Raw genomic sequence first — 23,191 nt, 5'->3', positions numbered from 1 at the left:
CCACGGGCCACCCGCCACCCGTCGCGCCACCACCGGAGGATGACCATGCCCAGAGCCAGAGCGCTCCGCGGCCTGTGGGCCGCCCCCACGGCTCTGCTCGCCCTACTCGCCGGCAGTCCGGCCACCGCCGGGGTCGCGTACGCGGTACCGGCGCAGCGCCTGGCCGCGGCCGCCGACCTGTACGTGGCGCCGGATGCGGCTCCCGGCGGCAACGGCACCGCCGCGCAGCCGTTCGCCACCATCGAGCAGGCGGAGCAGCCCGCGCACCGGCTCTCGGCCGACTCGGACGTCGTCGTCCACCTGGCCGGTGGCACCTACCGGCTGACCAAGCCGCTTGTCTTCGGTTCCGGAGACGGCGGCCAGAACGGCCACACCATCACCTACCAGGCCGCCTCCGGGCAGCAGCCGGTCGTGACCGGCGCCCAGCAGATCACCGGTTGGCAGGTGCATGATCAGGCGAAGAACATCTGGTCGGCCCACGTCGGCACCGGCGTGAACACCCGCCAGCTGTACGTGAACGGTAAGGAAGCACCACGAGCGGCGATCCAGGTGCCCCGCTCCGCCTTCACCTTCACCCAGACCGGCCTGACCGTCACCGACTCCTCCCTCGACTACCTGGCCGGCCTCTCGGACCAGAACCACATGGAGGTCGAGAGCCTCAACTCCTTCACCGACCGCTATGCGCCGGTCCAGTCGATCAGCGGCAGGACCATCACCATGCAGCAGCCCGCGTGGAACAACAACTCCTGGGGCTACGACACCGTCAACGCACCGTTCGCCGGCGGGACGATGCACCTGGAGAACAACTACGCGTTCCTCCAGCAGGCCGGACAGTGGTACCTCGACTCGTCCACCGGCGACCTGTACTACCGGGCCCAGTCGGGGCAGAACCCCGGCAGCCTCGACATCGAACTGCCCCGGTTGCAGAGCCTGCTCGGCATCAGCGGCAGCTACGGCTCACCGGCCACCGGGCTCGCCTTCAGCGGCATCCGGTTCACCGGAACCTCCTGGCTCGGCCCCAGCGGACCCGACGGCTACGCGGACCAGCAGAGCGGCGCGCACATCACCGGCGCCTACCCGATGCCCGCCAACTGGCTGAGCACCTGCGCGTCGGGCTGCACACAGTTCGAGGCCACCCGCAACCGCTGGGCGCAGATGCCCGCGGCCGTCCAGGTCTCGGCCGCCACCGGCATCACGTTCTCCGGCGACACGTTCTCCGAGCTCGGACAGGCCGGGCTCGGCGTGGGCAACGACGGCGTCGCCAACGCCTCCGGCACCGGCCTCGGCGCGAACGGCGTCACCATCACCGGCAACACGTTCACCGACACCGCGGGCAGCGGCATCCAGGTCGGCGGGATCCAGCCGGACGCGCACCACCCCGGCAACGCGCAGATGACCAACCAGAACATCACCATCAGCAACAACAAGGTCAGCGGGGTGGGCACCGACTACAAGGAGACCGCCGCCATCCTGTCCACGTACGTCACCAACGCCACCATCACCCACAACCAGTGCGACCACCTGCCCTACGACGGCATCGACATCGGCTGGGGATGGGGCGCCAACGACCCGGGCGGCAGCCAGGACTACGTCAACCGGGGCACGTACAACTACCAGCCCGTGTACAGCACCCCCACGACGCTGAAGAACAACACCGTCTCCCACAACCTGATCTTCGACACCAAGAACTCGATGTTCGACGGCGGCAGCATCTACAACCTGTCCGCGAACCCCGGCTCGGTGATCTCCGAGAACTACATGTACGACAACAACCGCACCACCGCGCTGTACCTGGACGAGGGCTCCCGCTATCTGAAGGTGTCCGACAACGTGGTTCAGGACGCGGGCAACTGGGCGCTCACCAACGCCAACGCGAACAACCACACCGACGACAGCACGTTCTCCGGCAACTGGTACAACGGCGGCAACACGTACGTGGCCACCGGCCCGCCGCACAACAACGTCCTGACCGGCAACGTCCAGGTCAGCGGTACCAATTGGCCGGCGGGCGCGCAGCAGGTCATCCAGCAGGCGGGTGTCCAGTCCTCGGGCGACGGTGGCGGCTTCCCCACCGGCTCCCGCCAGTTGGTGATCGGCAGCGGCGGTCTGTGCCTGGACGTGTACGGCAACTCCGGCAGCGCGGGCGCCGCGATCGACCAGTGGACCTGCAACGGGCAGGCCAACCAGCAGTTCCAGTTCGTGCCGGGCGCCGGCGGATACGGGCAGCTGAAGGCGCAGAACTCCGGGCTGGTGGTGGGGGTTTCGGGCAGCCTCACCGCCGCCGGGACACCCGACATCGTGCAGCAGGCACCGAGCGGAGCGACCGGCGCGCTGTGGCTACCGGTACGGCAGTCCGACGGCTCGTACTCCTTCCAGAACCAGAACAGCGGCCTGTGCCTGGACGTCTACGGCGGCGGCAGCAACGCCGGCCAGCAGCTCGACCAGTGGCCCTGCAAGAACACGGCCGGCAGCAACCAGGACTTCACGCCGCGCTGACCGACTCACCCGCTCGTCCGCTCCCACCCACTGCCCCCACCCAGTGAGGAACACAGATGAAGAAGTACGGGGTACTCCTGGCCGCCGCGCTGACGGCAGCGATCGGCACCGCCACCGCGGTGCCCGCGGCGGCCGCCACCGGCACCGGATCACCGGCCTCCGCCGCACGGGCCGCCGCCGCGCCCACCCCCTTGCGGCTGATGCCGTTGGGCGACTCGATCACCTGGGGCGTCGGCAGCCCCTCCGGGAACGGCTACCGCAGCTTCCTGTGGAACCGGCTGGCGGGGGAGGGGCATGCCCTGGACTTCGTGGGGTCGGGCCGCAACGGCACGATGTCCGACCCGGACAACGAAGGCCACTCCGGCTGGCACATCGACGAGATAGCCGGCATCGCGGACTCCGTGCTGGCCCGGTACCGGCCCAACGTGATCACCCTGGAGATCGGTACCAACGATCTGAACGGCGGCTCCGCGGCCCAGCCCGCCGCCGATCGGCTCCATGCGCTCATCGACCGGATCACGGCCGACGCCCCCGACGCGACCGTCCTCGTCGGCACCGTGATCGTCTCCACCAGCAGCACCGAGGAGGCCACCCGCCCCGCGTTCAACGCCGCGCTGCCCGGCATCGTCCAGGCCGAGCAGGCCGCCGGCAAGCATGTACGCCTGGTGGACATGAGCGCTCTGACCACCGCGGACCTGTCCGACCCCTTGCACCCCAACGACAACGGCTTCGGCAAGATGGCGGACGCCTTCAACGCCGGAGTCCAGGCCGCGGACGCGGCGGGCTGGCTCAAGCCGCCGGTCGCCGTGGGCGGGCCGGTGAAGTCCGGGGTCGCGGGGAAGTGCATGGACGTCAACGGCGGCAACAGCGCCAACGGGACCGCCGTGCAGATCTGGTCCTGCAACGGCGCCGACGCGCAGTCGTGGTCCGCGCGCTCGGACGGAACCCTGCGGGCGCTCGGGAAGTGCCTCGACGCCACGGGCGGCGGCACCGCCAACGGCACCAAGATCGAGATCTGGGACTGCAACGGCGGCACCAACCAGCAGTGGCAGGCCTACAACGGCGGTTACCGCAACCCGGCCTCCGGCCGCTGCCTCGACGACCCCGGTGCCTCTGCCACCGACGGTACGCAACTGATCCTCTGGGACTGCAACGGCGGTGCCAACCAGCAGTGGACCACCCTGCCGGTCTCCTGATCGGCGTCTTCCCCCCACACACGAGGAGAATGATCCTTCATGTCCTGGTTCAAGGACGGGCTCCGTCTGCGCACCACCCTGGCCTCGGCCACCGGCGTGACAGCCGCCACCGTACTGGCCCTGGCCGCGACGACGGCCCCCGCCGCCCATGCGGCTTCCGGCACCCTGGGCGCGGCCGCGGCCGGCAGCGGCCGCTACTTCGGCACGGCCGTGGCCGCCGGAAAGCTCGGCGACTCGACGTACTCCACCCTTCTCGACCGGGAATTCAACATGATCACCCCGGAGAACGAGATGAAGTGGGACACCACCGAGCCGTCCCGCGGCACCTTCAACTTCGGCCCGGCCGACCAGATCGTCGCCCACGCCACCGCGCACGGCCAGCGGATGCGCGGCCACACCCTCGTCTGGCACTCCCAACTGCCCGGCTGGGTCAGCTCCATCACTGACCCGAACACCCTGCGCAGCGTGATGGACAACCACATCACCACCGAGATGACCCACTACAAGGGCAAGATCTACGCCTGGGACGTGGTCAACGAGGCGTTCGCCGACGGCGGCAGCGGCCAGCACCGCAGCTCGGTCTTCCAGAACGTCCTCGGCAACGGCTTCATCGAGGAGGCGTTCCGCACCGCCCGGACCGCCGACCCCTCGGCCAAGCTCTGCTACAACGACTACAACATCGAGAACTGGACCGACGCCAAGACGCAAGGCGTCTACGCGATGGTCAAGGACTTCAAGTCGCGCGGCGTACCCATCGACTGCGTCGGCTTCCAGTCCCACTTCGGCGCCGGCGGACCGCCCGCGAGCTTCCAGACCACCCTGTCGAACTTCGCCGCGCTCGGCGTCGACGTCCAGATCACCGAGCTGGACATCGCCCAGGCGTCGCCGACGGCGTACGCGAACACCGTCAAGGCGTGCATGAACGTCGCCCGCTGCACCGGCATCACGGTGTGGGGCATCCGGGACAGCGACTCCTGGCGCACCGGTGAGAACCCGCTGCTGTTCGACGCGGGCGGCAACAAGAAGCCCGCCTACGACGCGGTCCTGTCGGCGCTCGGCGGCGGTACGGGGAACTCCGGTGGCATCGTCCCGGGGGCGGTGTACTCGCTGACCGACGTCGCCGCGGGCCGCGCGCTGGACGTGCCGGCCGGGCAGACCGCGAACGGCACGCCCGTGCAGGTCTGGGACGCCAATGGCGCGACGAACCAGCAGTGGCGGGCGAGCCAGAACAGCGACGGCTCCTACACCCTGACGAATGTCGGCAGCGGGCGGGTACTGGACGAGCCGGGTGGGCAGACGGGCAACGGCACGCGGCTGGAGATCTGGGACGCCAACGGCGGCGCGAACCAGCACTGGCGGGCGAGCCGGAACAGCGACGGCTCGTACACGCTGACCAACGTCGCCTCCGGCCGCGCTCTGGAAGTCCCGGGCGGGCAGGGCGCCAACGGGAGCCCCGTGCAGATCTGGGACCCCAACGGCGGCGCCAACCAGCACTGGACCCTCAAGTGAGGTAGCCGGCGCCCAGCACGCGGTCCCGCTCACGAACACCCGCGTCCCGCACGGCGACCGTGTCCGGACGCGGGTGTCGGCATGCCCTCACCGCTCCCCCGAAGCCCCTAGACATGGGATGTATAGGGCTCTCGGTCGCTCTGCTACTTCTATTGACAGCGTCAGTGCCCTGTGGGATCACTGTGTGACATGGGATGTCTGAGCGTTCCTTGTGCGTGCCCTCGGGCCCGCTGACGGGAGGGCTCGACACCCCCTTCGGAGCCCCTTCCGACAGGCACGGCACTCTCCGTCCCCTTCCCCCGCAGATCCGAGGACACAGAATGCAGCCTTCCTCCGCTCCGCCCTGCCGTCCCACGGCTCGTGCCCCACGCCTGGCCGCGGCGGCAGCCGTAGGCGTGATGGCCCTGCTGGCCATGCTGCTGGCGACCGCCCCGACCTGGTCGGCGCCGGCTTCGGCGGCACCCCTGGTCAGCCCGGCGTCGGGGCGGTGCCTGGATGTCAAGGGCAACACCGACGCACCGGGCACCGTGCTGGAGATCTGGACCTGCAACAACCAGCCCAACCAGGCGTTCGAGTGGACCGCGGCCGGTGAGCTGAGGACGATGAACGGCACCCGGTGCGTGGACGCCTACGACAACCGGACGGCCCCCGGGGCACCGGTGGTCATCCGGCCGTGCGACGGGCGGCCGACCCAGGTGTGGCGACAGAACTCCGACGGGTCCGTCACCGGTGTGGCGTCCGGATTCTGCCTGGACGTCAGCGGGGCGGGGACGGCCGACGGCACCGCGGTCATCCTGTGGACCTGCACCGGCAGCAGCAACCAGAAGTGGACCACCTCGACGTCCCCGGCCGGCGGGTCGCGCCCATGCGACATCTACGCCGCGGGCGGCACCCCCTGCGTGGCCGCGCACAGCACGGTCCGTGCGCTCTACGGGTCGTACGACGGCCCGCTCTACCAGGTCAGGCGCGCCTCGGACAACGCGACACGGGACATCGGCGTGCGGGCGCCCGGCGGATTCGCCGACGCGGCGGCGCAGGACGCGTTCTGCGCGGGCACCTCCTGCGTGATCACGGTCGTCCGCGACCAGTCGGGACACGGCAACGACCTGTGGTACCAGGGCTCCGCCCAGGTGCCGGGATCGAGTCAGAGCAGCCCCGCGAAGGCGACCTCCGAGTCGCTGACCGCCGGGGGCGGCAAGGCGTACTCGCTCTACATCAACCCCGGCAACAGCTACTGGCGGGACGGTCATCTGACGGGTGTGCCGACCGGTGCCGCACCCGAAGGCGCGTACATGGTGACCAGCGGCACCCATGTCAACGGCGGCTGCTGCTTCGACTACGGCAACAGCGAGACCGACCGGAAGGCCGACGCCGCCGGGGCGATGGACGCGATCAACTTCGGCACCGAGTGCTGGTTCGGCGGCTGCTCCGGCAGCGGTCCCTGGGTGCAGGCGGACCTCGAATGGGGCCTGTACTCCGGCGGCAGCCAGTCCTGGAACACCAACCAGCGTGCGTTCCCCGACAAGTTCGTCACCGCGATGCTGAAGAACGACGGCACGTCGCGGTTCGCCCTCAAGGGCGGCAACGCGCAGTCCGGCGGCCTGACCACCCTGTGGGACGGCAGGCTCCCGGGCGGATACAGCCCCATGAAGAAACAAGGGGCCATCGTCCTGGGCAGCGGCGGCGACTGCTGCAAGCCCGGCGGCGGCGCCAACCTGAGCGCCGGCACCTTCTACGAGGGAGCCATCGTCGCCGGCTACCCCTCCGACGCGACCGACAACGCGGTCCAGGCCGACATCACCGCCGCCGGCTACCGCTGAGCCCCCGTCGGTCCCCCCAACCCGCCCCAGAAGTGGATGAGGCATGCCCATACACACTCGCTTTCAGTTGCAGCCTTCACTGTTGTCCCTGCGCAGAACCCTGGCGTTCGCCTTCTCGGCCCTGCTGCTCACGGTGGGCGTCCCCCTTCTCACCCTCGGCACGGCGCAGCCCGCCGCCGCGCTCGGCAACGGGCTCGCGCTCACCCCGCAGATGGGCTTCAACGACTGGAACGCGTACGGCTGCAACGTCTCCGAGTCACTGATCAAGTCCACCGCCCAGGCGATGCACACCAACGGCATGCAGGCGGCGGGCTACCAGTACGTCAACATCGACGACTGCTGGATGACCCACAACCGCGACTCCGGCGGCCGCCTGGTCCCGGACCCGGCCAAGTTCCCCGACGGCATCAAGGGCACCGCGGACTACGTCCACTCGCTGGGCCTCAAGCTCGGGATCTACGAGGACGGGGGCACCGAGACCTGCGCCGGATACCCGGGCAGCCTGGGGCACGAGACCACGGACGCGCAGTCGTTCGCGTCGTGGGGCGTGGACTACCTGAAGTACGACAACTGCAACAACACCGGTGTGTCGGCGCGGACCCGGTACACCGCGATGCGCGACGCGCTGGCGGCGACCGGCCGGCCGATCCTGTTCAGCCTGTGCAACTGGGGCCAGGAGAACGTGTGGACCTGGGGCGCCGGCGTGGGCAACAGCTGGCGCACCACGGGGGACATCACCCCCACGTACTCCAGCATGCTGTCGATCTTCCACAGCAACGTGGGACTGGCGTCCTACGCGGGACCCGGCCACTGGAACGACCCGGACATGCTGGAGGTCGGCAACGGGTCGATGACGTCCACCGAGAGCCGCAGCGAGTTCAGTCTGTGGGCCGAGATGGCCGCGCCGCTCATCGCGGGCACCAACATCGCCTCGGCCAGCCAGGACACCCTGTCCACGCTGACCAACTCCCGGGTGATCGCGGTCGACCAGGACCCCCTCGGCAAGCAGGGGACCATGGTGTCCTCCTCGGGCGGTCTGGACGTACTGGCCAAGCCGCTGGCCAACGGTGACGTGTCGGTGGCCCTGTTCAACGAGACGGGCTCCACGGCGACCATCAGCACCAACGCGGCCGCGATCGGGAAGACCGGGGCGTCCTCCTACACCCTGACCGACCTGTGGTCGGGCGCGACCTCGACCACCTCCGGCACCATCAGCGCCTCGGTCCCCGCGCACGGCACGGTGATGTACCGGGTCGCGGGCGGCACCAGCGGCGGCGGCACCAGCGCGACGGGCCCGCTGCACGCGGTGGGCGCCGGCAAGTGCCTGGACGTACCGAACTCCACCACGACCGCCGGTACCCAGGTGCAGATCTGGAGCTGCAACGGCGGCGCCAACCAAACCTGGACACGCACCGCCGGCGGCCAGCTCACCGTCTACTCCGGCAGCGGCCAGATGTGCCTGGACGCCTACGACAACCAGACCACCCCGGGAACGAAGGTGGAGATCTGGCCCTGCAACGGCCAGTCCAACCAGCAGTGGACGCTCAACTCCGACGGCACGGTCACCGGCGTCCAGTCCGGTCTGTGCCTGGACGTCACGGGCGGTGCCACGGCCGACGGAACCCAGGTCGAGCTGTGGAACTGCAACGGCGGCAGCGGCCAGCGGTGGACGCTGGGCTGACCCCGCCCCCCTCGGCCACCGGCACACGCGGTACCGCCGAACGGCGGTACCGCCACGGAGGAGGTCTTCCTTGCCCGGATCAGCAAGCGACCGCCGGCGACGGCGGTTCCCCGCACTGCTCCTGATCGCCCTGGCGATGGCCCTGGCCGCGCTGGGCACCCCGGCATCCGCCACACCCCCGCGGACCGGCACACCCGCCGCGGTCCGAACGGCGCCGGCGCACGCCTTGGCGGCCGACGCGTCGCTGCCCTGTGACATCTATGCCGCGGGCGGTACGCCGTGCGTGACGGCACACTCCACGACCAGGGCGCTCTTCGCGTCGTACAACGGGCCGCTCTACCAGATCCAGCGCGCGTCCGACCACGGCTACCGCGACATCGGGGTGCTCGGCGCGGGCGGCTACGCCGACGCCGCGTCCCAGGTGTCCTTCTGCGCCGGCACATCGTGCACGATCACGAAGATCTACGACCAGACCGCCCACCACAACGACCTGCCGATCTCCTGGGGCGGCTACTGGAAGGGCCCCGGCCCGAACGGGTCCGACGTCGGAGCGGACGCCATGGCCCTGCCGGTGACCGCGGCCGGCCACCAGGTCTTCGGCGTCAAGGTCACCCCCGGCGTCGGCTACCGGCTCGACCACGCCAGCGGCGTCGCCACCGGCGCCCAGCCCGAGGGCATCTACATGGTGACGTCGTCGAACTACACCAGCCAGTGGTGCTGCTTCGACTACGGCAGCGGCGAGAACTCCCACACCGACACCGGCAACGCCACCATGAACGCCATCTACTGGGGCACGGCCTGCTGGTTCGGCGGATGCACCGGCAGCGGCCCGTGGGTCGAGGCCGACCTGGAGAACGGGATGTACCACACCAACACGGGCTCCAACAAGGACCCGAAGAACCCCGGTGTGCACTACCCCTTCGTCAGCGCATGGCTGAAGAACAACGGCACCAGCAACTTCACCCTCAAATACGGCAACGGCACCAGCGGCGGCCTGACCACCACCTTCTCCGGCCCCCTGCCGAACGGTTATTCGCCGATGAAGCTGGACAGCTCCGTCCTGCTCGGCACCGGCGGCGACAACAGCCCCAACGGAGTCGGCGAGTTCTTCGAAGGCGCGATGACCGCGGGCTACCCCTCCGACGCCACCGAGAACGCCGTCCAGGCGAGCATCACCGCCGCCGGCTACGGCACCGGAGGCGGCGGCACCACCACGGGCGCGCTGCACGCGGTGGGCGCGGGGAAGTGTCTGGAGGCGCCGGGCGGGACTACCACGCCAGGTACCCAGACACAGATCGCCGACTGCACGGGCGCGGCGAACCAGACCTGGTCCCAGAGCGCCTCCCACGAGCTGACCGTCACCTCCGGCGGCAGCCGCCTGTGCCTGGACGCCTCGGGGCAGGGCACCACCCCCGGCACCAAGGTCATCACCTGGACCTGCAACGGCCAGCCCAACCAGCAGTGGACGCTCAACGCCGACGGCACCGTCACCAGCGCCCAGTCCGGACTGTGCCTGGACGTGACGGGCGCCGCCAGCGCCAACGGCACCCCGGTGGAGCTGTGGACCTGCAACGGCCAGTCCAACCAGCGATGGACGCTGAACTGACCCTGTGAAAGGAGGCTCCACCGTGTCACCACTCAGACGGCTGTTCCGGCGCCTGCGCGTCTCGACGGCCGTGCTCACGGGCCTTGTTCTCGCCGCCGGCGGCATCGTGGGCACGGCCGCCGCGCCGGCCCAGGCCGCCACCTCCATCACCGTCGACGGCGCGTCCGGCGGCCGGATCTTCGATGGCGTCGGCGCGATCAGCGGCGGGGGCGGCAACAGCAGGCTCCTGATCGACTATCCCGAACCGGAGCGCGGCCAGATCCTGGACTACCTCTTCCGCCCCGGCTACGGCGCCTCCTTGCAGATCCTCAAGGCCGAGATCGGCGGGGACACCAACTCCACCTCGGGCGCCGAGCCGAGTCACCAGCACACCCGCTCCGACCTGAACTGTGGCCGGGGCTACGAATGGTGGCTGATGGAGCAGGCCAAGGCGCGCAATCCGAACATCAAGCTGTACGGCCTCGCCTGGGGCGCGCCCGGATGGATCGGCGGCGGGAACTTCTGGTCCACCGACATGATCGACTACCTGCTCTCCTGGCTGGGCTGCGCCAAGCAGCACCAGCTGAGCATCGACTACCTCGGCGGATGGAACGAGAGAGGCTACAACGTCAGCTGGTACGAGCAGCTGCGCAGCGCGCTCGACAGCCACGGCTACGGCAACGTCAAGATCGTCGCGGCCGACTCGGACTGGTCCGTGGCGAACGACGTCGACGCCGACCCGAAGTTCGCCGCGGCGGTGAGCGTCATCGGCACGCACTACCCCTGCGGCTACCGGTCGTCCCAGTCCACCTGCACGGTGCCGTCGGCCGCCACGTCGTCCGGCAAGCAGCTGTGGGCGAGCGAGAACGGCTCGGACGACTACAACGCGGGAGCGCCGGCCGTGGCCCGCGGCATCAACCGCGGCTACATCGACGGCCGGATGACCGCCTACCTCAACTGGCCGGTGGTCGCGGCGATCACGCCGAACCTGCCCTACCCCACCATGGGGCTCGCCCTGGCCTCGCAGCCGTGGTCCGGGCACTACGCGATCGGCAAGAACGCCTGGGTGACGGCGCAGACCACCCAGTTCACCGCGCCGGGCTGGCGGTACCTGGACTCCTCCAGCGGCTACATCGGCGGCAACCGGAACAACGGCAGCTACGTCACGCTGAAGTCCACGAACGACTCGGACTACTCCACGGTCGTCGAGACGATGGACGCCGGCAGTGCCCAGACACTGAACTTCCGTGTCACCGGAGGGCTGTCCACCGGCACCGTCCACGTCTGGTCGACCGACGTCGACTCGGGCAACCCGGCCGACTACCTCGTGCACACCACGGACATCACCCCGTCCGGCGGCGGCTTCAGCCTGACCGTACAGCCCCATCGCGTGTACACCCTGACCACCACCACCGGTCAGGGCAAGGGCACCGCCACCGGGCCCGCCGCGGGCGCGATGAGCCTGCCGTACAGCGACTCCTTCGACGGCTACGCCACCGGCACCGAGGCGAAGTACCTCATGGACTGGCAGGGCGCCTTCGAGGTGACGGGCTGCGGCGGCGGCCGCAGCGGCAGGTGCGTGCGCCAGATGAGCCCGCAGAAGCCGATCACCTGGGACGCGCTGTCCGATCCGCACGCCCTGCTCGGCGACGTGAGCTGGAGCAACTACACCTTCTCGTCCGACGTGCTGCTCGAACAGCCGGGATACGCCGAGCTGATCGGCCGCGCCAACGGGCAGGACTACACCACCACCGGAGGACTGAACGCCTACCACCTCCGGGTGAGCGACACCGGAGCCTGGTCGATCCTGAACTCCAGCACCAACGGCACCGTCTCCACCCTCGCCCACGGCACCACCACGGCGCTGGGCACCAACCGGTGGCACACCCTGGCCCTGACCTTCTCCGGCACCACCGTCACCGCCGCGATCGACGGCTCCCGGGTCGGTTCGGTGAACGACCGCACCTGGGCCGGCGGACAGGTCGGCTACGCGACCAGTCAGGGCGAGACGGCACAGTTCGACAACCTGTCCCTCACTCCCGGCAGCGGCGGAACCGGCGGCGGTACGACCGCCCCGATCACCGGGGTCGGCTCCGGCCGGTGCGTGGACGTGCCGAACCAGTCCCAGACGCCCGGCACCCAGGTGGAGCTGTGGGACTGCAACGGCGGCAGCAACCAGCAGTGGACGAACACCTCCACCGGTGAGCTGCGGGTCTACGGCAGCGCCTGCCTCGACGCCTCGGGCGGCGGCACCAGCCCCGGCACCAAGGTCGACATCTGGAACTGCACCGGCGGCGACAACCAGAAGTGGACGCTCAACGCCGACGGCACCATCACCGGTGTCCAGTCCGGCCTGTGCCTGGACGCCACCGGAGCCGGAACGGCCAACGGCACCCTGCTGGAGCTGTGGACCTGCACCGGCGGCAGCAACCAGAAGTGGACGCACACCTGATCCGGGCGACGCCCGGGACCGCCCAGCCCCCCGTCGATGACGTCGAAAGGCCCCGCATGACCTCCTCACCCCTCCCGATCAGCCGGCGCCGGCTGCTGGCCGCGACCGGCGCGGTCACGGCCCTCGGCCTGCTGCGGTTCGCCCCCGAGGCCGCCGCGACCGACGGCCCCGCGAGCTACACCGCGAGCTGGTCCTCCGTGGACCAGCACCCGCCCGCCCCGGCCTGGTTCCAGGACGCCAAGTTCGGCATCTACTACCACTGGGGCGTCTTCAGCGTCCCCGCGTTCGGCAACGAGTGGTATCCGCGCAACATGTACATCAGCGGCTCGGCCGAGAACCAGCACCACATCGCCACCTACGGCGACCCCTCGGTCTGGCCGTACAACAACTTCATCGACGGAGCCCGCGACAAGGCGGGCAACTTCGTGCAGTTCGCCCCGAAACTGGCCTCACAGGGCGGCAATTGGGACCCGGACGCCTGGGCGCGGCTGTTCAAGGCCGCGGGCGCGCGGTTCGCCGGCCCGGTCGCCGAGCACCACGACGGCTTCTCCATGTGGAACAGCCGGGCCAACCCGTGGAACTCGGTCAGACGCGGACCCAAACTCGATCTCGTGGGGCTCCACGCCCAGGCCATCCGCGGGCAGGGCCTGAAGTTCATGGCCTCGCTCCACCACGCCTACCACTTCAACGGCTTCTACGACCATGTGCCGAACCAGTCGGACCCGAACCTGCGCATCCTGTTCGGCCAGCAGGGTACGGCCGCCGAGAACCAGCTCTGGTACGACAAGCTGGTCGAGGTCATCGACGGCTACCAGCCGGACCTGCTCTGGCAGGACTTCGACCTCAACCTGGTGCAGGAGTCGGACCGGCTCCAGTTCCTCGCGTACTACTACAACAAGGCCGTCGCGTGGAACAAGGACGTCGTCGCGACCTACAAGGACGGCCTCGACAACAAGGGCGAGGTCTTCGACTTCGAGCGCGGCGGCCCGGCGGGACTGCTCACCCCCTACTGGCTCACCGACGACAGCATCTCCTCCTCCAGCTGGTGCTACACGGTGGGCATCGGCTACTACTCCACCCAGGCGCTGCTGCACTCGCTGATCGACCGGGTCAGCAAGGGCGGCACCATGCTGCTGAACATCGCCCCCATGGCCGACGGCACCATCCCCTCCGGGCAGCAGACCATCCTGCTCGACATGGGCGACTGGCTCCGCCGCTTCGGAGAGGCGGTCTACGGCACCCGCTCCTGGACCAGCTACGGCGAGGGCCCCACCAAGATGGGCGGAGGCTCCTTCAGCGGACCGGTGGCCGGCAAACCGCAGGACATCCGGTTCACCCGCAGCCAGGACAACAAGGTCCTCTATGTCACCGCGCTGGGCTGGCAGGGCGGCACCATGACCGTCACCACGCTGAACTCGAACCAGATCAACCTCAGCAGCCTGACCAGCGCCCGACTGCTCGGCAACACCGCCGGCACCTACATCGACCTGCCCGCACCGACCCAGGACGCCTCCGGCCTGCACCTGACCATGCCCTCGTCGAACCCGCCGTTCAGCGCCCTGGCATACACGGTCAAGCTGACCTTCTCGGGAGAGATCCCCGTCCTGAACGCACCGAGCGGCCCCACGACCTGGGTGAAGATCGCCAACGCCACCAGCGGTCTCGTGCTGGACAGCGGGGGCAACGTCGACTCCGGCTCCAACCTCAAGCAGTGGAACTACGACGGCAGCACCAACCTGCAATGGCAGCTGATCGACCTCGGCAACGGCTACCACCGCATCATGAACCGCACCAACGGCATGGCCGCCGACAGCTGGGGCAACACCGCCAACGGCGCTCCCGTCCGGCAGACGGCGTGGAACGGCGGCAACAACCAGCAGTGGTCCCTGCGCAGTCTCGGCGACAACCGCTACCAGATCGTCAACCGCGGCACGGGCACCGCGCTCGACGGCAGCGGCAGCACCACGGTGGGCTCCACGGCGGTGCTGTGGACGCCGAACTCCAGCACCAACAACGAGTGGACCATCACCGCTGTCTGACCCCCGGCGACCGACGCTCCCCGTCCACCCCACGACCAAGGAAGCAGGTCCGCATGAAACGCAATCCGCTCTTACTGGCCGTCGCGGCCGCGCTCCTCCTCGTCCTGTCGGCCGCGGGCACCTCCTTCGGCAGCGCCCGCGGCACGGCCACCACCAGTGCCGCCGGGGCGACCGCCGGCTGCGGCAAGGCACCGACGCTGACCAGCGGCACCCACACGATCCAGAGCGGCGGCCAGGCCCGCACCTACATCCTGCGGGTCCCCGCCGGCTACGACAACAACCACCCCTACCGGCTGATCTTCGGCTTCCACTGGCGGGGCGGCACCGCCAACGACGTCGACTCGGGCGGCACGGACGGATACAACTGGTCCTACTACGGCCTGCGGCGCCTGGCGGACAACGCGAACAACGGCACGATCTTCGTCGCCCCCCAGGGAAACGGCAACGGCTGGGCCAACCCCGGCGGCCAGGACGTGGCCTTCGTCGACGCCATGGTCAGCCAGCTCGAAGCAGGTCTGTGCGTCGACACCACCCAGGTGTTCGCCGCCGGCTTCAGCTACGGCGGTGCGATGTCCTACGCCCTCGCCTGCTCCCGGGCGACGGTCTTCCGCGCGGTCGCGGTCTACTCCGGCGCGAACCTCAGCGGGTGCAACGGCGGCACTCAGCCCGTCGCCTACATGGGTCTGCACGGCATCAGGGACAACGTGCTGCCGATCTCGTCGGGACGGGAGCTGCGCGACACCTTCGTCCGGGCGAACGGCTGCACCCCGCAGAACCCGCCCGAGCCGGCCTACGGAAGCCTGACCCACATCATCACCGCCTACTCCGGGTGCAAGTCCGGATATCCCGTCGTCTGGGCCGCGTTCGACGGAGCGGGCCACGACCCCGGTCCGATAGACGGCTCCACCGGGGACGGCTGGCACACCTGGACGTCGGCAGCGGTGTGGCAGTTCTTCACCCAGTTCGGCTCGAACCCCACACCGCCGCCGCCCACCGGCAACCAGGAGATCGTCGGTCAGCAGTCGGGGCGCTGCCTGGACATCAACAACTCCACGACGGCCAACGGCACGCAGGCACAGCTGTGGGACTGCAACGGCGGCTCCAACCAACGGTGGACCTACTCCGCCGGAAAGCAGCTGGTCGTCTACGGCAACAAGTGCCTGGGCGTCGGCCAGTCCGCCGGCAGCGGGACCCCGGCGGCGATCTGGGACTGCACCGGTCAGCCGGACCAGCAGTGGAACGTCAACCCCGACGGCACGATCACGGCAGCGCAGTCGGGGCTCTGCCTGGACGCCAACGGCCAGGGGACCGCGAACGGGACGAAGGTCCAGCTGTGGAGTTGCACGGGCGGTGCCAACCAGCACTGGCGCATGGCGTGATCGAATCGATTCGACAAACTAACACCCTGGGAGGCTGACCTGCCACCCGTCCGGCGCGGGATTCCCCGCGCCGGACGCTTTGTTAGGAGGTCAATTACGGGGTGTTGACAAGGAGTTCGCGGAGTTCCTACCTTCGGCTCATGCGAACCGATTCGACACAGCGCCGTCGGGCCGGCGCCGTCGTCACCGCCCTGGCCGTGGCCGTGAGCGCTGCCGCCTGCTCCTCCGGTTCCGGCGGCAACGCCACCCGGAGCGCCGACAGCGGGACGTACACCGTCTGGGACCCGTACCCGCAGTTCGACAAGGCCTCGGACTGGGCGAAGCTGCTCGACCGGTGCGGCGGCAAGGCCGGAGTCACGGTCAAGCGGACCGCCTTCGACACCGGCGACCTGGGCAACAAGACCCTTTTGGCGGCGCAGCAGGGCAACTCCCCGGACGTCCTGATCGTCGACAACCCGGTGGTGTCGACGCTCGCCGAGGCGGGCGTGCTCACCACGGCCGCCGACACCGGGCTGGACACCTCGAAGGCCGACCCCAACCTGCTCGGGGCCGGCCGGTCCGGCGGCAAGACCTACGGCACACCCATCGGCGCCAACACCCTCGCCCTCTACTACAACAAGAAAGTGCTCCACCAGGCCGGGGTCGACATCGCCTCGGTGAAGGACTGGACGTCGCTGACGGCGGCACTGGAGAAGGTCAAGAAGGCGGGGAAGAAGGGCATCACCTTCTCCGCGATCGGCACCGAGGAGGGCAGCTTCCAGTTCCTGCCCTGGTTCTGGGGCTCGGGTGCCAAGCTGACCGCGCTCGACTCCGCCCAGGGCGTGCAGGCGCTGTCCCTGTGGAAGGGCTGGCTGAAGAACGGATACGCGCCCAACTCGGTGCTCAACAACACCCAGACCACCAGCTGGCAGGAGTTCGCCACCGGCGACTACGCGTTCGCCGAGAACGGCACCTGGCAGCTCGCGGGCGCCAAGAAGGCCGGCCTCGACTACGGAGTCCTGCCCATCCCCGGAGCCCACGGAGGCAGCGCCGCCGCGCCGACCGGCGGCGAGTTCGTGACCGTCCCGGTCCAGCAGGACACCGCCCGCTACGCCACCACGCGCACCCTGGTGTCCTGCCTGACCAGCGCCGACAACCTCTATGCCACCGACACCACCCTGTCCTACGTGGCACCCACCAAGGCGGTCCAGGACAAGCAGGTGGCCGCGAACGCCGCTCTGAAGCCGTGGGTCGACGCGGTCAGGACGGCCAAGGGGCGCACCAGCGACGACCTGGGCACCAAGTACCCCACCATCTCCGAACAGCTGTGGAAGGCCGTCCAGGCCGCCCTCAGCGGCTCCGAGTCGCCCCAGGACGCGCTCACCCGTGCGCAGCAGGCCGCGGCCAGGTGACGTGAGCCCGATGAAGCAGCCGACACACCCGCCCGACCACCGGCCCCGCCATCTCCCGAACGGGTGGGCCGCGTGGGGCTTCCTCGCCCCGGTGGCCGTCTATCTCGCCGTCTTCTACGCCTATCCGCTCTACCGCAACCTCGATCTCAGCCTGCGCGACTACACCGTCCGCTCCTTCGTCCAGGGCGACGCGCCGTTCACCGGCCTGGCGAACTACCGCAAGGTCTTCGCTGACCCGACCTTCACCCCGGCCCTGCTGCACACCGCGGTCTTCACCGCCGTATGTCTGGTCTTCCAGTACGCCATCGGGCTCGCGCTCGCGGTCTTCTTCAACCAGAACTTCCGGCTCTCCGCCACCCTGCGCGCCCTGTTCCTGGTGCCCTGGCTGCTGCCGCTGATCGTCTCGGCGTCCACCTGGTCGTGGATGCTGAACAGCGAGTCGGGCGTCGTCAACGCCGCCCTGCACGCCCTCGGCATCACCCCGGTGAACTGGCTGACCTCGCCGTCCTGGTCACTGACCTCGGTGATCATCGCGAACATCTGGATCGGCGTCCCGTTCAACCTGGTCGTCCTCCACAGCGGCTTGCAGTCCATACCGGCGAGCCTGTACGAGGCCGCCGCCCTCGACGGGGCGAACGCCTGGCAGCGTTTCTGGCGCGTCACCTTCCCGCTGCTGCGGCCGGTGTCGGCGATCACCCTGCTGCTGGGGCTGATCTACACGCTCAAGGTCTTCGACATCATCTGGATCATGTCCAAGGGCGGCCCGGCGGACTCGTCCACCACCTTCGCCACCTGGTCCTACCGGCTCGGCTACGGCAACCTGCTGCCCGCCTTCGGCCCCGGCGCGGCCGTCGGCAACCTGCTCGTGGTCGTCGCCCTGGCCTTCGGGCTGGCCTACCTCCGGGTACAGAGAAAGCAGGCGCTGTCGTGAGCCGAATCCGCATGCGCTCATGGGGGAGGACCACGATCGGCGTCCTGCTGACCGGGGCCATGCTCTTCCCGGTCTACTGGATGCTCAACGTCTCCCTCACCCGGGACCAGGACATGCGCAAGAGCCCGCCGGACCTGCTGCCGCTGCACGGCACCCTGGCCGGCTACCGCACCGTCCTGGACGAGCAACTGCCCTACCTGGGCACCAGCCTCGTCATCGGCCTGGGCACCGTCGTACTGACCGTCGTCGTGTCCGCACCGGCCGGCTACGCCCTGGCCAAGCTGCGCCCGCGCGGAGCCGGCATCCTGAACTTCGTGCTGCTAGCCGCCCAGATGATCCCCGGCATCATCATGGCGATGGGCTTCTACGCCATCTACCTCCAGCTCGGCCTGCTCCAGTCCGTCCCGGGCCTGATCGTCGCCGACTCCACCCTCGCCGTCCCCTTCGGCGTCCTCATCTTCACCGCGTTCATGTCCGGCATCCCCCGCGAACTGCTCCAGGCCGCCACGACCGACGGCGCCGGGCCGCTGCGCACCTTCTGGTCCATCGTCCTGCCGGTCAGCCGCAACGCCGTGGTCACCGTGTCCCTGTTCGCGTTCCTGTGGTCCTGGTCCGACTTCGTCTTCGCCAGCACCCTCGTGAACGGCGGTGCCCACGAGCCGATCACCCTCGGCATCTACCACTACATCGGCAACAACAACCAGCAGTGGAACGCCATCATGGCCACCGCAGTGGTCGCTTCGCTGCCGGCCGCGGTCATCCTCGTCCTCGCCCAGCGCTACGTCGCCGCCGGCGTGACCGCCGGCGCCGTCAAGGACTGACCGCCACGCCCGACTCCCGCGTGCCGGCCGGACCGTGCGCCGGCCGACACCCCCTGCCCAGAAACGAGTCACACCACATGACCGCCCTCCGACCCGGCCCGGCCTTCTCCGTCCACGACATCCCGTTCAGCATGTACGGATCCTGGTTCGACATCTCCCCGGTGGTGGCGGAGAAGACGTACGCCGAGGACCTGCACCTCGTCTCGCACCAGAACGGCATGCACGCCGTACTGCGCCTGGTCCCGCTGGACCCGGGCACGGGCGACCGCGCCGAGACCCGTGTCGAGGCGACCCCGGGCCTGCTCGGCTGGACCGGCGGGAGCGGGCGCGTCGACCTCGCGTACGAGTCGCCGGACACCGTACGGCTGCGGGGGAGCGGCCTCGGCCTCGGCGTCTTCGCCGCCGCCCGGACCCTGACCCCGTTCAGCGGAACGTACTTCTTCCACGACCGGGCCACGGGCGCACATGTGTTCACGTCGTACGAGACCGGACGCCGCTACCGCGTCACCGTGCTGTCCGGCACCCTCGCCGAGACGGTCGGAGCACAGGCCCTGGGCAGCGCCGACCGCGGTCTCGCCCTGGCCGCCGCGGCGGACGGGGGCTGGGAGATCGCGATCGAGGAACTCGACACCGCCCGCCCGCCGTACACCTCCTCGGCGGCCTTCGACGAGGTCGTGGCCGCCGCGCGGCGGGCCTTCGCCGGCTTCGCCGACGCGGTGGCCCCCTGGCGCTCGTCCGCCACGCCGGCCGCGGAACTGGCCGCGTACGTTCTCTGGTCGGCGACCGTGGCGCCGACGGGTCTGGTCACCCGGCCCGCCGTGCTGATGTCCAAGCACTGGATGGACAAGGTCTGGAGCTGGGACCACTGCTTCAACGCCCTCGCCCTCGCCCCCGGTTCGCCGGAACTGGCCCTGGACCAGTTCCACCTGCCCTTCGACCACCAGGACGCCGCCGGGGCCCTGCCGGACTCGGTCACTCACTCCGAGGTACTCCACAACTTCGTCAAGCCGCCCATCCACGGCTGGGCCTTCGGCCGTCTGCGCCGCCGGCTTCCGACGGCGCTCAGTCAGGCGGAACTGACCGCCGTATACGACCGGTTGACGCGCTGGACCGACTTCTGGCTCACCGCCCGGCGCGCGCCCGGCGCCGGCCTCGCCCACTACCAGCACGGCAACGACAGCGGTTGGGACAACGCCACCGTCTTCGACGCAGAGCGGGTGGTCGTCACCGCCGACCTGGCCGCCTTCCTCGCCCTCCAGCTCCGTGAACTCGCCGACTTGGCAACAGAGTTGAGCAGGCCGGACGAGGCGGCCCGGTGGACACGCACGGCCGAGGAGATGCAGAGGGCACTGCTCGACCAGCTCTGGACCGGCGACCGATTCGTCGCCCGCGGGGTCGACACGGGGGACACCTGGAGCAGCGCCGGCCTCCTCGACCTGATGCCCATCGTGCTGGGCGAACACCTGCCCGACGAGATCAGCAGCGCGCTGGCCGACCGCATCAAGGCCCACCTGACGCCGTACGGCCTGGCCACCGAGCTCACCACCTCACCGCACTACCTCGCCGACGGCTACTGGCGCGGCCCGATCTGGGCCCCGGCCACCGTCCTGATCGAGGACGGCCTGCGCCGCACCGGCCACCACCGGCTGGCCGACGACATCAGCGCCCGCTTCCGCGCCCTGTGCGAGACCCACGGCTTCGCCGAGAACTTCGACGCCCTCACCGGAACGGGCCTGCGCGACCGCGCCTACACCTGGACCGCCAGCAGCTACCTCCTGCTGGCCGAAGCCCACGCACATCGGGACAGCCGCTGACCGGCCGTCCTCCGTGCGCCCCGGGGGCCGTTCAGTCCCCGGTCCGCCCCCCACCCCGTTAGGAGCCGCACAATGAAGTCGCTCTCCCAACCGACCGGACGCGCAGCGCGCACCAGACGCCGAGTCCTCTCGTCCGCGGCCGTCCTCCTGGCCACCCTGGCCGCGACCCTGGTGCCCACCGCTTCGTCACAGGCCGCAGACACCACCGTCGCCGTCGACTTCTCCGTAGCCGGGGGCGCCCCCACCTACCATGCCTCGGGCACCCTCTACGGGATGACCGAGGACGGTTCGCTGCCCCAGGACCACTTCTACAAGGACATCAAGTGGAAGCTGGAGCGGGCCGGCGGCGCCCAGCTGGACAGCCCCGGAGGCTGGGTCGCCGGCAAGTACGACCGCCGGTGGAACTCGACCCTCGCCCAGTACAGGCGCACCAAGGCGCTCGGCGGCACCTTCGTCATCCTGCCGCACGACCTCTGGGGTGCCGACGGCACCACCAAACCCACCTTCCCCGGCGACAACGGCGACTGGTCCAGCTTCGACGCCTTCTACAACCGTCTTCTCGGCGACGTGAAGGCCGCGGGCATGACCGACATCGAATGGGACATCTGGAACGAGCCCGACTGCCCCGGGTTCTGGGATCCCGGCATGCCCCAGTACCTGGAGATGTGGAAGCGCGCCTACCAGAAGATCCGGACCGCCATACCGGGCGCGGTCATCGTCGGCGCGAGCACCTGCGGCCACCCCACGGTGGACAACGGCTGGTGGACCACGTACCTCGACTATGTGAAGGCGAACAAGGTCGAGCCGGACATCTACAGCTGGCACGACCTCCCCGGCGACCCGGTCGCCCACAGCAACTCCCTCCGGTCCCTGCTGGCGGCGCGGTCGATGACGACCAGCCGGCCCTTCCAGGTCAACGAGTACGGCGCCGGCAGCGAGCAGAACCCCGGCCGCGGCGGCTGGTACATCTCCCGTCTGGAGCGCGCCGGAGCGGACGGACTGCGCGCCAACTGGGCGTGGGGTGCCAACCTGCACGACTTCGAGGCGAACCTGCTCACCAAGACCGGCAGCCAGTATCTGCCGCTGGGCGAGTGGTTCCTGTACCGGTACTACGGCTCCCAGACCGGAAACATCGTGAACGTCACGCCCGGTACGAACACCGACGGGGTGGCGACGAAGGACAACTCCGCGCGGAACGCGAAGATCCTGCTCGGGAGCAACGGCAACACGGGCAACGTCACCGTCGGCCTCAACCGTCTCGACACCACCTCGGTCGTGGAGAACGGCCAGGTCCGCGCGATAGTCCAGCGCATACCGAACAATGGCGGCGCCGCGGTGACGGGTCCGGTGACGGTCTCGGACCAGACCCTGACCGTGAGCGGGAACTCCGCTTCGGTGACCGTGCCGTGGACGGACGCCGCCGACGGCTACACGGTCACGCTGCTGCCGCCGTCGAACACGACCGTCTCCACCGTCGCGGTGGCCGAGCACAGTGGTCAGTGCCTGGACGACACCAACCTCTCCACCGCCGACGGCACGCAGTACCAGCAGTACCACTGCGAGGGCGGCTACCAGCAGATGCTGGACTTCAAGCCGGTCGCCGGACGGGCGAACACCTACACGATCGTGGACGAGCACAGCGGCAAGTGCCTGGACGTCTCGGGCGCCTCCACGGCCGACGGTGCCGCCGTCATCCAGTGGACCTGTAGCGGCACCACGAACCAGATGTTCACCCTGAACCCGGTGACCGCGCTGGGCAACAGCAAGGACTACCAGCTGGTCGCGGTGCACAGCGGCAAGTGCGTCGACGTCAGCGGGGTCTCGACCACCCCCGGCGCGGTGATCCACCAGTGGACCTGTGACCCGGCGAGCGCGCTGAACAACAAGAGGAACCAGATCTGGCGCCTCCAGGGCATGCGCTGACCCGTCCCCGGGCGGGGGCTCCCCGCGTGAAAGGGAGACCCGCCCGGTCCGACCGGTGACACGGCGGACGGCCTTCGGCCCGCGAGTGGTTCATGTACCGCTACTAGGCTCCCAGACGGGCGACGCCAACCTCCACGAAGAAGAACCAGATCTG

Annotated in this window: 13 protein-coding genes and 1 pseudogene; all 14 read left to right on the top strand. The window is 69.7% G+C overall.

All coding sequences use genetic code 11. The features are described from left to right. Nucleotides 1–45: 45 nt before the first annotated feature. The 14 genes and pseudogenes from ACWCV9_RS02725 to ACWCV9_RS02660 all read left to right on the top strand — a co-directional run bounded on the left by ACWCV9_RS02725 (nt 46) and on the right by ACWCV9_RS02660 (nt 23,037). Complete coding sequence (locus ACWCV9_RS02725) at nt 46–2,496, top strand: RICIN domain-containing protein (protein WP_450783866.1); 2,451 nt, start codon at nt 46–48, stop codon at nt 2,494–2,496. Between the two features lie 56 nt (nt 2,497–2,552). Continuing rightward, on the top strand, nt 2,553–3,692 hold the full coding sequence (locus ACWCV9_RS02720) for a ricin-type beta-trefoil lectin domain protein (protein ID WP_450783864.1): 1,140 nt from the start codon (nt 2,553–2,555) through the stop codon (nt 3,690–3,692). A 39-nt stretch (nt 3,693–3,731) separates the two neighbouring features. After that, nucleotides 3,732–5,198 (top strand): annotated as a pseudogene (locus ACWCV9_RS02715) (endo-1,4-beta-xylanase); the annotation flags it as partial. 401 nt (nt 5,199–5,599) lie between these two features. After that, nucleotides 5,600–7,021: an arabinofuranosidase catalytic domain-containing protein gene (locus ACWCV9_RS02710; protein WP_450783862.1), complete on the top strand. Its 1,422-nt coding sequence runs from the start codon at nt 5,600–5,602 to the stop codon at nt 7,019–7,021. A gap of 43 nt (nt 7,022–7,064) precedes the next feature. Then, nucleotides 7,065–8,702, top strand: coding sequence for a glycoside hydrolase family 27 protein (locus ACWCV9_RS02705; RefSeq protein ID WP_450783861.1), 1,638 nt, complete (start codon nt 7,065–7,067; stop codon nt 8,700–8,702). Nucleotides 8,703–8,838: 136 nt separating this feature from the next. Then, nucleotides 8,839–10,308: an arabinofuranosidase catalytic domain-containing protein gene (locus ACWCV9_RS02700; protein ID WP_450784232.1), complete on the top strand. Its 1,470-nt coding sequence runs from the start codon at nt 8,839–8,841 to the stop codon at nt 10,306–10,308. Between the two features lie 22 nt (nt 10,309–10,330). After that, on the top strand, nt 10,331–12,739 hold the full coding sequence (locus ACWCV9_RS02695) for a ricin-type beta-trefoil lectin domain protein (RefSeq protein ID WP_450783860.1): 2,409 nt from the start codon (nt 10,331–10,333) through the stop codon (nt 12,737–12,739). A 56-nt stretch (nt 12,740–12,795) separates the two neighbouring features. Next, the gene (locus ACWCV9_RS02690; protein WP_450783858.1) at nt 12,796–14,778 is read left to right on the top strand and encodes an alpha-L-fucosidase; all 1,983 of its coding nucleotides are present in this window, start codon (nt 12,796–12,798) and stop codon (nt 14,776–14,778) included. Between the two features lie 53 nt (nt 14,779–14,831). Then, the gene (locus tag ACWCV9_RS02685) at nt 14,832–16,157 is read left to right on the top strand and encodes a ricin-type beta-trefoil lectin domain protein (RefSeq protein WP_450783856.1); all 1,326 of its coding nucleotides are present in this window, start codon (nt 14,832–14,834) and stop codon (nt 16,155–16,157) included. Nucleotides 16,158–16,297: 140 nt separating this feature from the next. Continuing rightward, nucleotides 16,298–17,548, top strand: coding sequence for a sugar ABC transporter substrate-binding protein (locus ACWCV9_RS02680; protein WP_450783855.1), 1,251 nt, complete (start codon nt 16,298–16,300; stop codon nt 17,546–17,548). Nucleotides 17,549–17,558: 10 nt separating this feature from the next. Then, nucleotides 17,559–18,479, top strand: a complete 921-nt coding sequence (locus ACWCV9_RS02675; RefSeq protein ID WP_450783854.1) for a carbohydrate ABC transporter permease — start codon at nt 17,559–17,561, stop codon at nt 18,477–18,479. 11 nt (nt 18,480–18,490) lie between these two features. Next, nucleotides 18,491–19,300, top strand: coding sequence for a carbohydrate ABC transporter permease (locus ACWCV9_RS02670; RefSeq protein ID WP_450784231.1), 810 nt, complete (start codon nt 18,491–18,493; stop codon nt 19,298–19,300). A 77-nt stretch (nt 19,301–19,377) separates the two neighbouring features. Continuing rightward, entirely contained in the window at nt 19,378–21,114 is a 1,737-nt protein-coding gene (locus tag ACWCV9_RS02665; RefSeq protein WP_450783852.1) for an amylo-alpha-1,6-glucosidase, read from the top strand. 72 nt (nt 21,115–21,186) lie between these two features. Next, a complete protein-coding gene (locus ACWCV9_RS02660; protein WP_450783850.1) occupies nt 21,187–23,037 on the top strand; it encodes an RICIN domain-containing protein in 1,851 nt (616 codons plus the stop codon). The last annotated feature ends 154 nt before the right edge of the window (nt 23,038–23,191 follow it).

The sequence above is a fragment of the Streptomyces sp. NPDC001606 genome, assembly GCF_053596835.1.
The sequence above is the reverse complement of the archived record's forward strand: the minus strand, read 5'-3'. Positions and strand labels throughout refer to the sequence as shown.